We start from the raw sequence: 14,035 nt of genomic DNA, 5'->3' as shown, positions 1-14,035 counted from the left end.
CGATCGGTGGTGGCCGGGGTGCCGCGCGCCGCCGCACCCGTGCCCCGGGCGGGGGCGGAGTGCGGCGGCGACAGCGTGCGCCTGTGCTTAGGCTAGCCTAACCTTCTCCTCGCGGGAAGGGTGACCCGCCCCCGCCGCCGCGCCCGCTGACAGCTGGTCAGCGACCACCCGCCCGGCGTCCAGCCGGACTACCCGGGGCAGCCGGGCGATGGTGGCCGGGCGGTGCGCGATGACGATCAGCGTGCAGTCGGCGCGCAGCTCGTCCAGGGCGTGCTCCAGCCGGGCGGCGGTGACCGGGTCGATGTCCGCGGTGGCCTCGTCCAGCACCAGCACCGCCGGGTCGGCCAGCACCGCGCGCACCACGCCGAGGATCTGCCGCTCCCCCGCCGACAGCCGGGCGCCGCGCTGCCCGACCTCGGCGTCCGGGCCGCCCAGGCCGTCCAGCCACTGCGTCAGGCCGAGCCGCTCCACCGCCCGTTCGATCGCCGCCCGGTCGGGCTCGCCGCGCACCAGCGCCAGGTTCTCCGCGACGGTGCCGGTGACCAGCCGCACCTCCTGCGGGACGAGCACGATCCGGCGGCGCAGCTGCCGCTCGGGCAGTTCGGCCAGCGGGGCACCGGCGAAGGTCACCCGGCCCGCGTCGGGGGCGTACAGGCCGCACAGCAGCTTGGAGAGCGTGGTCTTGCCGGAGCCGGTCTCGCCGACCACGCCGGTCCGGCTGCCGGGCGGGAACGCCAGGGTGACGCCGTGCAGGTCGGGGCCGTCCGCGCGGTAGCCGAAGTCGACGCCCTCGCAGCGCAGTTCGCCGCGCTCGGGCAGGTCGTCGACCTCCTCGGAGGGCGCGGTGGCGGTGGTCGCGGAGAGCAGGTCGAGCAGCCGGGCCAGGCCGGTGCGGGCGGTGGCGACCTCGCCGACCAGTTGCGAGAGGTCGGTGAACGAGTCGAACAGGTTGCGGCTGGCCACCACGAACACCACCACGGTGGTGACGCCGATCGCGTCCCGGGTGACCAGCCAGCCGCCGACGGCGAGCAGGGCGACCAGCGCCAGGCCCTCGATCAGGCTGACCAGGTCGATCCGGTTCTCCACCCGCAGCGCCCGCCGGGCCGCCCGCACCGCGTGCCGGTTCTCCCGGTCGAAGCGCCGGGTCCAGCCGGTCAGGCCGCGCGAGGTCTGGAGCGCCTCGCGGGCGGTCAGCGTCTCGGTGAAGGTGGCCGCGACGGTGGCCTCGGCGCTCGCCTTGCCGCCGAACGCCGCCGCCGCGTCGCGCTGGAACCAGCGGGTCACCAGCAGGGTGGGCGGCAGGAACACCACCAGCTGGACCAGCAGCAACTGCCAGGAGTACCCGGCCAGCACCGCCAGCGTGAAGCCGAGGGTGGCCAGCGCGGAGACCAGGTTGCGCAGGTGCAGCCGGACGAACGCGGCCAGCGCGGCCACCTCGCCGGTGGCCCGGCGCAGCAGGTCGCCGCTGCGGTGGGTCTCCAGGAAGCGCAGCGGCGCGGTGGCCAGGTTCTCCACCGCCTGCTCGCGCAGGGTGCGCACCACGTCCTCGCCGCTGCGGATCAGCAGCAGCTCGCCGACCCGGGCCAGCACCAGTTGGACGGCGGCGAGCCCGGCGAGCAGGGCGACGGCCAGGCCGAGCCCGCCCCGGTCCCGGTGGAACAGCGCGTCGGTGGCCAGGCCCACCAGCGGGGCGACCGCCACCAGCGCGGCGGAGTCGGCGAGTCCGACGCCGAGCGCGACGGCGAGCCGGACCCGGTGCGGGCGCAGGTAGGGCAGGGCGCGGCGCAGCACGCCGCGCTCGTCGGCCTCCTCGCGCAGCAGCGGCTGATCAGCCACGGGTGGCCTCCACGAGGTTCGGTGACACGCCGTCGGCGCCGGACGGATCGGGGGCGCCGGACGGATCGGGGGCGCCGGACGGATCGGCGGTCCCGGACGGGTCGGTGCCGCGGGGCGGGCCGTCGGTCCCGGACGGGTCGGTGCCGCGGGGCGGGCCGTCGGCCCCGGACGGGCAGGGGTCGCCGGACGGGGCGGGGTCGCCGGACGGGGCGCCGGTCCGGGGGGCGTGGAGTTCGACCACCCGGTCGGCGGCGGCCAGCACGGCGGCGCGGTGGGTGGCGAACAGCAGGGTGCGGCGGCCGTCGGCCCAGGCGCGCAGCCGCTCCAGGAGCAGGGCCTCGGTGGCGGTGTCGAGCGCGGAGGTGGCGTCGTCGAGCAGCAGCACGGCGGGGTCGCCGAGCAGCGCGCGGGCGATGGCCAGGCGCTGGACCTGGCCGCCGGACAGCGCGGTGCCGCCCTCGCCGAGTTCGGTGGCGTAGCCGTCGGGCATGGCGGCGAGCTGGTCGTGCAGCCCGGCGGTGCGGCAGGCCCGTTCGAGCGCCTCCGGCGGGAGGTCGCGGCCCAGGCGCAGGTTGTCGGCGACGGTGCCGGAGAGCAGCACCGGCCGCTGGGCGACGTAGGCGATCCGGGCCCGGACCTCGTCCAGGCGGGCGGCGCGCAGGTCGGTGCCGCCGTAGCGGACGGTGCCCTCGTCGGGGTCGTCGAGGCGGACGCCGAGCCGCAGCAGGGTGCTCTTGCCCGCGCCGGTGGCGCCGTGCAGGGCGACGAACTCGCCGGGGGCGACGGTCAGTTCGACCGGTCCGAGGACGGTCTTGCCGTCCCGCCGGGCGATCGCCCCGGTGAACTCCAGCGCGCCCGCCACCGGCAGCTCCACCGGCCGGGCCGGGTCGGTGACGCCCGCGCCGATGGAGAGCGCCTCGTCGATCCGGGCGGCGGCCACGTCGGCCTGGCCGCGTTCGAGCAGGCGGTCGACCAGGACCCGGGTGGCGAGGGTGACGATGGCCATCCAGGTGGTGAAGGCGACCAGTCCGCCGACGGTCAGGTGCCCGTCCAGCACGGCGAGGCCGCCGAGGCCGACCCCGGCGGCGACGGCCAGCCGCGGGACCAGCGGGGCGACGGCGGCCCAGCCGGCCTCGATCCGGGCGGCGGTGACGGTGCGCCGGGTGACCTCGGCGCTGGCGGTGTGGTGCCGGTCGACCAGCGGGCGGTGGCCGCCGGTGCCGCGCAGGCCGGTGCCGAGCTGGAGCAGGTCGGCGACGGCGTCGGCCCGGCGGCCGTGGGCGGCGGCCAGGTCGGCGGAGGCGGCGGCGAACCGGCGCGGGTAGTACAGGTTGACCCAGACCAGGAACGGCAGGGTGGCCAGGGTGACCAGCAGCAGGCTCAGGTCGAGCGCGCCGATCGCGGGCAGCACGGTGAGGAAGGTGGTGCCGAGCACCACCCAGATCGCCAGGCCGTGCACCCACTCGCGGACCAGGTCGGTGTCCCGGGTGGCGCGCATCGCCAGGTCGCCGTGGCCGCGCGAGGCGAGCGCGGCCCGGTCCAGGCCGGCCAGGTGGCGCAGCAGCCGCCCGCGCAGGTCGGCGCCGACCTTGGCGTCCGCGTACCCGGCCCAGTACTGCCAGCCGTACAGGCCGGCGAACTGGACCAGCGCGGCGAGCGCGGTGGCGGCCGCCCAGCGCAGCAGGGCGCCGCTGTCGTGCTTCTCCAGGCCGTCGTCCAGCGCCTTCTGCACGCACCACGGGACGGCGAGCAGGGCGAGTTGGCGGATCGCGGCGGCGGTCATCGCGGCGGCGACGGTGGCCCGGTGCGGGCGCAGCGCGCCGCGCAGCAGGGCCTTGGCCCGGCGGCGGCGCTCGGCGGAGAGCGCGGTGGGCGGCAGGTCCTCGTCGGCGAGGTCGTCGGGGGTGAGGCCGTCGGGGGTGGGGCCGTCGCCGTCGGGTTCCCCGGGGGTGCGGCCGTCGACGGCGGTGGGGTCGGGGCGGGCGGGGTCGCCGTCGGGCGGGCCGGCGGCGGGGGCTGGCTGGTGGGTGCTCACGGCGTTGGCCATCCGTCGGGTAGCGGGTTCGCGGAGCGCGGCGGAGGGGGCGGCCCGGGTGGGCGGGCCGCCCCCTCGCGGCGGGCTGCTGCTGGTGGGAGGGGAGGTCAGGCGGTGCGGGCGACCAGGCTGGCGGGGCGCAGGTCGGTCCAGTGCGCGTCGATGTACGCGGTGGCGCCCTCCCGGGTGTCCTCGCCGTGGACGGTGCGCCAGCCGGCCGGGACCTCGGCGAAGGCGGGCCACAGCGAGTGCTGGTTCTCGTCGTTGACCAGCACCAGGTAGCGGGCGTCGTCGTCCTCGAACGGGTTGGTGGAAGCCATCGGGGTGTTCTCCTCGTCGCGGGTGGTGCGGGGCGGGTGGTGCGGGACGGGTGGTGCGGGACGGTGGCGGGCGGGGGGTCGGCGGGTCAGGCGGAGCAGGAGGGCGGGCCGCCGAGCGCGGCGTCGACCAGCCGGTCGACCAGGAACTCGGCGAGGGCCGAGACGGTGGGCCGGGTCAGCAGGTCGGGCAGGCGCAGGTCCCCCTCGAAGTCGGTGCGCAGGCGCTGGAGCAGTTCCATCGCCAGCAGCGAGTGGCCGCCGAGGTCGAAGAAGTTCTCGTCGATGCCGACCTCGGGCAGCCCGAGCACCTCGGCGAACGCCGCGTGCACCGCCCGCTCGCTCGGGTAGCGCGGGGCGCGCCGCTCACCGTCGGCGGTGAAGTCCTCGGCCCGGGGCGCGGGGAGCGCCTTGCGGTCGAGCTTGCCGTTGACGGTCAGCGGCAGGGCGTCCAGGACCACGAAGGCCGAGGGCACCATGTACGCGGGCAGCCGGGCGGCCAGCGTACGACGGATCGCAGCGGCCGAGATAAGGGTACCCTCACCTGGCACCAGGTAGGCAGCCAGCCGCTTCACCCCCGGCGTGTCCTCCCGCACCACGACCGCCGCCTGGGCGACGTCCTGATGTGCGGTCAACGCGTCCTCGATCTCGCCGGGCTCGACGCGGTAGCCGCGGATCTTGACCTGGTCGTCGGCCCGGCCCAGGAAGTCCAGCAGACCGTCGGCGCGCCAGCGGACCACGTCGCCGGTGCGGTACATCCGGGCACCCGGCGCGCCGAACGGGTCGGCGACGAAACGCTCGGCGGTCAGGCCCGGACGGTTGAGATAGCCGCGCGCCAGGCCCACGCCCGAGACGTACAGTTCGCCCGCGACGCCGACCGGGACCGGGCGCAGGTGGGCGTCCAGGACGTGCGCGACGGTGTTCCAGATCGGGCGGCCGACGGTGGCGGTCTCGGAGTCGAGCGTGCCGCCGCCGAGCGTGTTGATGGTGTACTCGGTCGGGCCGTACAGGTTGTAGCCCATCACGCCGGGGGTGTCGCGCAGCCTGGACCACAGCGTCTCGGCCACCGCCTCACCGCCGAGCAGCACCAGCACCGGCCGGTGCCGCCCCTCGTCCAGCAGACCGCACTCGACCAGCGCCTGCGCGTAAGAGGGTGTCACGTTGATGACATCCACTCGCTCTTCGGCGCAGTACGCGGAGAGCGCCTCCGCGTCGCGACGCAGCGCCTCGTCCAGGACGTGCACCTCGTGGCCCTCGACCAGCCAGAGCAGCTCCTCCCACGACATGTCGAAGGAGAACGACACCGTGTGGGCGATCCGAAGGCGACGGCCGCCGGCCGAGGCCACCACCGGGTCGAAGATCGCCTCGCGATGGTTCAACTGCATGTTGGTCAGCCCGTGGTACGGCGTCACCACCCCCTTCGGGCGGCCGGTCGAGCCCGAGGTGAAGATCACGTACGCGGCGGCGTCCGGCTCGTACGGCACCCGGTAGGGGGTGTCGGGGAGGGCCGCGAGTTCGGCGACCACGGCCGGGTCGTCCAGCAGCAGGCGGGGCACGCCCGGGGTGAACGGCATCCGGGACAGGGCGGTGCTGTGGGTGACCAGGACGACGGGGGCGGTGTCCTCGACCATGAACGCCAACCGGTCGGCCGGGTAGTCGAGTTCCAACGGCAGGTACGCCGCACCGGCCCGCAGCACCGCGAACAGCGCCGCCACCATGTCCAACGACCGCGGCAACCCCAACGCCACCACCGTCTCCGGACCGGCACCCCGCGCCGCCAGCAGCCGCGCCAACCGGTCCACCCGCGCATCCAACTCCGCGTACGACCACGACTGCGACCCGAACACCAGCGCCGTCTCCCCCGGCACCGACACCGCCCGCTGCGCCAACAACTCCGCCACCGACGCCGACGGCAACTCCCGCCCCGTCGAAGCCCACCCCGCCAGCAACTCCCGCTCCCCCGCCGTCAACACGTCCAGACTGCGGACGGGGCGGTGCGGGTCCTCGGCGACCTGGGCGAGCACGGCGAGCAGCCGTTCGAGCAGGGCTTCGGCGGTGCCGCGGTCGTAGAGGTCGGCGGCGTACTCGAAGGCGATGTCGATCTCCTCGGCGGAGGAGGTCTCCTCGAAGTTGAAGTCGAGTTCGAACTTGGCCGCGCCCAGCTCGCTCGGGACGATCCGACTCTCCAGGCCGAGCAGGCGGCCGGCCTGCCCGTCGCTGTGCTGGTAGCCGAGCATCACCTGGAACAGCGGGTGCCGGCCGGGCACCCGGGGCGGGTTGACGGCCTCCACCAGGCGGTCGAACGGGAGGTCCTGGTGGGCGAACGCGGCCAGGTCGAACTCCCGGACGCGGCCCAGCAGTTCGGCGAAGGTCGGGTCGCCGGACAGGTCGGTGCGCAGCACCACGGTGTTGACGAAGAAGCCGACCAGCCGGTCCAGTCCGCTGTCCGAGCGGCCCGCGACGGGGGCGCCGAGCGGGATGTCCTCGCCCGCGCCCAGGCGGTGCAGCAGGGTGGCGACGGCGGCCTGGAGCAGCATGAAGGTGGTGGTGCCGGTGGACCGGGCGGCCTCGCGCAGGCCCCGGTAGACGGCGGGCGGGACCTGCCCGTACACGGTGTCGCCCCGGTGGGCGGCGACGGGGGTGCGCGGGTGGTCCAGCGGGAGGGCCAGCTCCTCCGGCAGCCCGGCCAGGGCCTGCCGCCAGTGGTCGAGCTGGCGCTCCAGCAGGCTGCCGGGGCCCTCGGCGAGCAGCTCCTGCTGCCAGAGCGTGTAGTCGGCGTACTGGACGGCGAGCGGCGGGAGTTCGGTGCCGGTGTAGGCGGCGGTGAGCTCCTCGACGAACGGGTTCATCGACCACTCGTCGCCCGCGATGTGGTGGAACAGCAGCACCAGCACGTGCTCCTCGGGCCCGAGTTCGAGCACGGTGACGCGCAGCGGCCGCTCGGTGGCGAGGTCGAAGCCGCGGCGGACGGCAGCCTGCACGGCGGCGTCGAGCCCGGCCGCGGTGACCGTCCGGACCTCGATCGCCTCGGCGGCGGCCGGGGCGTCCAGGACCTGCTGGAACACCGAGCCGTCGCGCTCGGTGAAGACGGTGCGCAGGCTCTCGTGCCGCTCGCTGACGGTGCGGACGGCGGTGCGCAGCGCGTCCCGGTCGAGCGGGCCGGTGACGTGGACGACCAGCGGGACGTTGTAGGTCGCGCCGTCGCCGTCGAGGTTCTGCAGGAACCACATCCGGCGCTGGGCGTGCGAGAGCGGCAGGTCGGCGGGGCGGGGGCGGCGGGTCAGGGCGGGGCGGGTGTCGGCCGCGCCGTCCAGGCGGTGGGCCAGGGCGGCGGGGGTGGGGGCCTCGAACAGGTCGCGGACGGTCAGCGCGCCGCCGAGCGTCTTGCGGACCCGGGCGATCAGGCGGGCGGCGAGCAGCGAGTGGCCGCCGAGGTCGAAGAAGTTCTCCTCGGGCCCGACCTCGGTGAGGCCCAGCGCCTCGCCGAACACGCCGCACAGGATCTCCTCGCGGGCCCCGCGCGGGGCGCGTTCGCCGCCGCCGCTCTGCGGGGCGGGCAGCGCCTGGCGGTCGAGCTTGCCGTTGACGGTCAGCGGCAGGGCGTCCAGGACCACGAGGGCCGAGGGCACCATGTACTCGGGCAGCCGGGCGGCCAGCGCGGTGCGCACCTCGTCCGGTTCGGCGGTGCCGACCAGGTAGGCGACCAGGCGCTTGACGCCCGGGGTGTCCTCGCGGACCACGACGGCGGCCTGGGCGATGCCCGGGTGGGCGGTCAGCGCGTCCTCGATCTCGCCGGGCTCGATCCGGTAGCCGCGGATCTTGACCTGGTCGTCGGCCCGGCCCAGGAAGTCCAGCAGGCCGTCGGCGCGCCAGCGGACCACGTCGCCGGTGCGGTACATCCGGGCGCCCGGCGCGCCGAACGGGTCGGCGACGAAGCGCTCGGCGGTCAGGCCCGGACGGTTGAGGTAACCGCGCGCCAGGCCCACGCCCGAGACGTAGAGTTCGCCCGCGACGCCGACCGGGACCGGACGCAGGTGGGCGTCCAGGACGTGCGCGACGGTGTTCCAGATCGGCCGGCCGACGGTGGCGGTCTCGGAGTCGAGCGTGCCACCGCCCAGGGTGTTGATGGTGTACTCGGTCGGGCCGTACAGGTTGTAGCCCATCACGCCGGGGGTGTCGCGCAGCCTGGACCACAGCGTCTCGGCCACCGCCTCACCGCCGAGCAGCACCAGCACCGGCCGGTGCCGCCCCTCGTCCAGCAGACCGCACTCGACCAGCGCCTGCGCGTAAGAGGGTGTCACGTTGATGACATCCACCAACTGCTTGGCGCAGTAGTCGGCCAGGCCCTGGGCGTCGCGGCGCAGCGCCTCGTCCAGGACGTGCACCTCGTGGCCCTCGACCAGCCAGAGCAGCTCCTCCCACGACATGTCGAAGGAGAACGACACCGTGTGGGCGATGCGAAGGCGACGGCCGCCGGCCGAGGCCACCACCGGGTCGAAGATCGCCTCGCGGTGGTTCAACTGCATGTTGGTCAGCCCGTGGTACGGCGTCACCACCCCCTTCGGGCGGCCGGTCGAGCCCGAGGTGAAGATCACGTACGCGGCGGCGTCCGGCTCGTACGGCACCCGGTACGGCTCGGCCGGCAGCGCGGCCAGCTCGGCGACCACCGCCGGGTCGTCCAGCCGGACGGTGGCGGGGTGGGCGGGCAGCAGGGCGGCGGTGGCGGAGTCCGTCACCAGCACGACGGGGGCGGTGTCCTCGACCATGAACGCCAACCGGTCGGCCGGGTAGTCGAGTTCGAGCGGCAGGTACGCCGCACCGGCCCGCAGCACCGCGAACAGCGCCGCCACCATGTCCAACGACCGCGGCAACCCCAACGCCACCACCGTCTCCGGACCAGCCCCCCGCGCCGCCAGCAGCCGCGCCAACCGGTCCACCCGCGCATCCAACTCCGCGTACGACCACGACTGCGACCCGAACACCAGCGCCGTCTCCCCCGGCACCGACACCGCCCGCTGCGCCAACAACTCCGCCACCGACGCCGACGGCAACTCCCGCCCCGTCGAAGCCCACCCCGCCAGCAACTCCCGCTCCCCCGCCGTCAACACGTCCAGACTGCGGACGGGGCGGTCGGGGTCGGCGGTGAGCTGGTCGAGCAGGACGATCAGGCGCTGGGCGTGCTGTTCGACCTCGGTGCGGGTGAAGACGTCGGGGCGGTACTTCCACTCGAAGGTGAGCGCCTCGCCGGGGTTGGTGATGAAGATCAGCGGGAAGTGCGCGGCGTCGACGTCCTCGACCTCGCGCACGCCGAGGCGTTCGCGCAGTTCGGCCCGGGTGGCGGCGTCGGCGGGGGTGTTGCGGAGCACCTGGAGGGTGTCGAAGAGGCGGCCGAAGCCGGTGCCGCGCTGGATCGCGCCCAGGCCGGTCTGGTGGTGCGGCAGCAGCTCGGCCTGCTCGGCCTGGTGGCGGGCCAGGAACGCGGCGACGCCCTCGCCGCCGTCCAGGGTGGCGCGCACCGGGACGGTGTTGAGGAACATGCCGATGGTGCCGTCGATGCCGGGCAGTTCGGCGGGGCGGCCGGAGACGGTGGCGCCGAACACCACGTCCTGCCGGTTGGTCAGCCCGGCCAGCAGCAGCGCCCACGCGCCGGACAGCACGGTGTTCAGGGTGAGGCCGTGGGTGCGGGTGAACGCGCCGATGCGGGCGGTGAGTTCGGCGCTCAGCCGGGCGGTGACGGAGTGCGGCAGCAGCCCGGCCCGCTCGCGGGCCTGCGGGGCGAGCAGGGTCGGCTCGTCCAGGCCGGCCAGCGCCTCGCGCCAGGCCGCGGCGCCCTGCTCGGCGTCGCGGGCGGCCAGCCAGCGCAGGAACTCCCGGTAGGGCAGGCCGGGTTCGGGGGCGGGTAGACCGGCGCAGCGGCTCAGCAGCTCCTGCAGGAACAGGCCGGAGGACCAGCCGTCCCAGAGCAGCGCGTGGTTGGTGACCAGGATGCGCTGCCCGCCGCCGGGGGCCAGCACCGAGACCAGGCGCAGCAGCGGCGGCGCGGCCGGGTCGAACCGGGTGGCGGCCTCGGCGGTCTTCAACTCCTCCAGGCGCGAAGCAAACTGATCGTCCGTCAGGTCGGAGAGGTCGGTCTCGGTGAGCGGCACGTCGACGGCGCGCGGCACGAACTGGACCGGCCGGTCGGGGCCGGTCTGCAGGAAGCCGGCCCGCAGGTTGGGGTGGGCGTCCAGGACGGCGGCGACGGCGGCGCGCAGGGTCTCCAGCGGGACGCGGCGGTCGAGGGTGATGACGTCGCGGGCGGTGTAGACGTCCACGGCGCTGTCGTCGTAGTCGGCCTCGAACAGCAGGCCCTCCTGGAGCGGGGAGACCGGCCAGACCTCCTCGATCTCCAGGTGCGGGGCGGCGGCCCGGACGGCGGCGAGTTCGGCCTCGGTGGCGGCGGGGAGCTCGGGCAGCGCGGGCCCGGCGGTGGCGGCCTCCCGGCTGTCGGCGAGGGCGGCCAGCGCGGCGGGGGTGCGCCGCTCGAAGACGTCGCGCGGGCTGAGGGCGAGACCCTCGGCGCGGGCGGCGCCGATCAGGCGGATCGAGGAGATCGAGTCGCCGCCGAGCCGGAAGAAGTCGTCCTCCGCACCGACCGCGCCGACCGCACCGACCGCACCGACCGCACCGACCGGTTCGCCGTCGCCGTCACCGCCACCGTCACCGTCGCCATCAGCGGCGGCGGCTTCGGCGGCCACGGACAGGCCGAGCACCTCGGCGTACAGCTCGCACAGCAGCTGCTCGGTCGCGGTCTCGGCGGCGCGCGAACCGGCCGCGCCCGCGTAGTCGAGGGCGTCCTCGGGGAGCGCGGCGCGGTCGAGCTTGCCGTTGACGGTCAGCGGCAGGGCGTCCAGCACGGCGAACGCGGAGGGCACCATGTACGCGGGCAGCCGGGCGGCCAGCGCGGCCCGGACCTCGGCGGTGTCCAACTCGCCCGCGCCGGAGGGCACCAGGTAGGCGACCAGCCGGTCGACGGGACCGCGCCGGACCAGTACCGCGCCGTGCGCGACGGCCGGGTGCTCGGCCAACGCGGCCTCGATCTCGCCGAGTTCGATCCGGTAGCCGCGGATCTTCACCTGCTCGTCGGCCCGGCCCAGGTAGTCGAGCGTGCCGTCGGGGCGGCGGCGCACCAGGTCGCCGGTGCGGTACATCCGGCTGCCCGGCTCGCCGAACGGGTCGGCGACGAACCGGCCCGCGGTCAGGCCCGGCCGGCCCAGGTAGCCGCGCGCCAACTGCACGCCCGCCAGGTACAGTTCGCCGGGCGCGCCGTCCGGCACCGGCCGCAGCAGCGCGTCCAGCACGTACGCGCTGCCGCCGGTGAGCGGGCGGCCGACGGCCGGGGTCGGGCTGTCGGCGAGGTCGGCGACCAGGGCGTCCACGGTGAACTCGGTCGGGCCGTAGTAGTTGAGCACAGTGGTGCCGGGCGCGGCGCGCAGCGCCTCGCGCAGCTGCGTCCACAGCGCCTCGGGCAGCGCCTCGCCGCCGAGCAGCAGCACCGGTGGGCGGTGCTCGCCGGTCAACAGGCCGCTGTCCAGCAGCTGTTGGGCGTAGGTGGGGGTGACGTCCAGGGCGTGGACCCGCTCGGCGCGGGTGTAGGCGACGACGGCCTCGGCGTCCCGGCGGTCGTCCTCGCCGAGCAGGTGCAGTTCGTGGCCGCCGAGCAGCCAGATCAGCTGCTCCCAGGAGGAGTCGAAGGAGAACGAGGCGGTGTGCAGGGCGCGCAGCCGCAGCTCCCCGGTGGCGGCCTCGGCGGCGGCGCGGGCGGCGGCGAACTCGCGGGTCAGGTGGTCGTGCGCGAGGTTGGCCAGGCCCGCGTGGGTGAGCACCACGCCCTTGGGGCGGCCGGTGGAGCCGGAGGTGTGGATGACGTACGCGGCCTGCGCGGGGGCGACCGGGACGGTCACCGGCGCGACGGGCGCGGCGAGCCGGGCCCGGACGTCCGGGTCGTCGAGCAGCACGACGGTGGCGGCGGGGTGCTCGGGCAGCCGGGCCAGCACGGCGCGGGTGGTGAGCAGGACGGCGGGGCGGGCGTCGTCCAGCAGCAGGGCCAGCCGCTCGTCGGGGTGGTCGAGGTCCATCGGCAGGTAGGCGCCGCCGGCCCGCAGCACGGCGAGCAGCGCGGTGACCGCCTCGGTGGAGCGCGGCAGGGCGAGGGCGCAGAGCTGTTCGGCGCGCAGGCCCCCGGCCAGCAGCAGGTGGGCCAACGCGTCGACGTCGGCGTCGAGTTCGGGGAAGGTGCGGGTGGTGCGGGTGCCGTCGAGGGCGGGGCCGACCAGGGCGCGGGCGGCGGTGCCGCTCCCGGCGGCCTCGGCGGCGCGCTCGCGCAGCAGGGCGTCGATGCCCGGCGGCGGGACGGCGGGCAGCGCGGGGCCGGCGGTGGCGGCGGGCAGCGCGGCGCGTTCGGCGGCGGTGAGCAGGTCGAGGCGGGCCAGCGGGGTGTCCGGGTCGGCGGCGAAGCGCTCGACCAGGGCGAGGAAGCGCTCGGCGACGGTGGCGACCGTCTCGGCGTCGAACACGTCGGGCCGGTACTCGAGTTCGAGCCGCAGGTCGGCGCCGGGCAGCAGGGTCAGGCCGAGCGGGTAGTGGGTGGCGTCGCGGGCGCCGAGCGCGGTGACGGTCGGGCCGTCGGTGCCGGCCAGCGCGGTCTTCAGCGCCTCGCCGCCGCCCTGGTAGTTCTCCACCACCAGCAGGGTGTCGAACAGTGCGCCGTCCGCCCCGGCGGCGCGTTGGATGGCGGCCAGGCCGAGGTGCTGGTGCTCCATCAGCTCGGCCTGCGCGTACTGCACCTCCGCGGCGGCGGCGGCCAGGGTGGCACCGGCGGCGGGGCGCACCCGGACGGGGACGGTGTTGATGAACAGGCCGACCATGCCCTCCGCGCCCGGCAGGTCGGCGGGGCGGCCGGAGACGGTGGTGCCGAACACGGTGTCGGTGCTGCCGGTGAGCGCCCCGACCAGCACGCCCCACAGCGTGTACGCGACGTTGCCCAGGGTCAGCCCCCGGGCGCGGACGGCGGCGGCGAACCGGGCGGTCAGCTCGATCCCGGCCTGCCGGACGATCAGCCCGGGCTCCACCGCGCCCGCCCCGGCGACCGCCGGGGCGACCGGGTGCGGGGTGTCGAACCCGGCGAGGGCCGCCGCCCAGGCCCGCTCGGCGGCGGCGGTGTCCCGGGTGGCCAGCAGCGCGAGGTGGTCCCGGTAGGGGCGCACCGGCGGCAGCTGCTCGCCCCGGTAGAGCGCGAGCAGCTCGCGCACCACGATCGGCATCGACCAGCCGTCCAGCAGCAGGTGGTGGCAGGTCAGCACCAGCCGGTGCCGGTCGGCGCCCAGCCGCAGCAGGGCGAAGCGCAGCAGCGGCGGCGCGTCCAGCTCGAACGGGCGCCGCCAGTCGGCATCCATCTCCCGCTGCACGGCGTCCGGCCCGCGCTCGGCCAGGTCGGCGACCCGCAGCGGGGTCTCCACGGTGCGCTGGACGAACTGCAGGACGTCCTGCGGGTCCTCGTACCAGAACCCGACCCGCAGGTTGGCGTGCCGCTCCAGCAGCGCGTCCACGGCGGCGGCCAGCCGGGGCACCTCGACCGGCCCGGCCAGGTCGAGGTGCGACTGCACCACGTACACGTCCCGCGCGGCGTCGTCGTACAGCGCGTGGAACAGCAGGCCCTCCTGGAGCGAGGACAGCGGGTACACGTCCTCCAGGTCCGACGGGGCCGCACCGGTCGCACCGGTCGAGCCGGACGCCTGCGGGTCGTCGTGCGGGGTGGTGGAGTCGTTCATCGCGGGGTTCTCAGTCCTGGGCTCGGAGGAGTGGTGGG

At 75.9% G+C, this 14,035-nt stretch carries 4 protein-coding genes; all 4 read right to left on the bottom strand.

Annotated features, from left to right (window positions below; all coding sequences use genetic code 11):
• Nucleotides 1-87 precede the first annotated feature (87 nt).
• Nucleotides 88-1,836, bottom strand: a complete 1,749-nt coding sequence (locus tag ACIP60_RS05335) for an ABC transporter ATP-binding protein (RefSeq protein WP_400680263.1) — start codon at nucleotides 1,834-1,836, stop codon at nucleotides 88-90.
• Complete coding sequence (locus ACIP60_RS05330; RefSeq protein ID WP_400680260.1) at nucleotides 1,829-3,871, bottom strand: ATP-binding cassette domain-containing protein; 2,043 nt, start codon at nucleotides 3,869-3,871, stop codon at nucleotides 1,829-1,831. Before ACIP60_RS05330 ends, ACIP60_RS05335 begins: the two co-directional genes overlap by 8 nt.
• A gap of 107 nt (nucleotides 3,872-3,978) precedes the next feature.
• Nucleotides 3,979-4,191, bottom strand: coding sequence for an MbtH family protein (locus tag ACIP60_RS05325; RefSeq protein WP_100834845.1), 213 nt, complete (start codon nucleotides 4,189-4,191; stop codon nucleotides 3,979-3,981).
• Nucleotides 4,192-4,277: 86 nt separating this feature from the next.
• Nucleotides 4,278-13,997, bottom strand: a complete 9,720-nt coding sequence (locus ACIP60_RS05320; protein WP_400680257.1) for an amino acid adenylation domain-containing protein — start codon at nucleotides 13,995-13,997, stop codon at nucleotides 4,278-4,280.
• Nucleotides 13,998-14,035 lie beyond the last annotated feature (38 nt).

Origin of the sequence: Kitasatospora sp. NPDC088783, assembly GCF_044750705.1 — a bacterium.
Classification (GTDB): domain Bacteria; phylum Actinomycetota; class Actinomycetes; order Streptomycetales; family Streptomycetaceae; genus Kitasatospora; species Kitasatospora fiedleri.
Note: the sequence above shows the minus strand (reverse complement) of the source record. Positions and strands in the feature narration are given on the sequence as shown.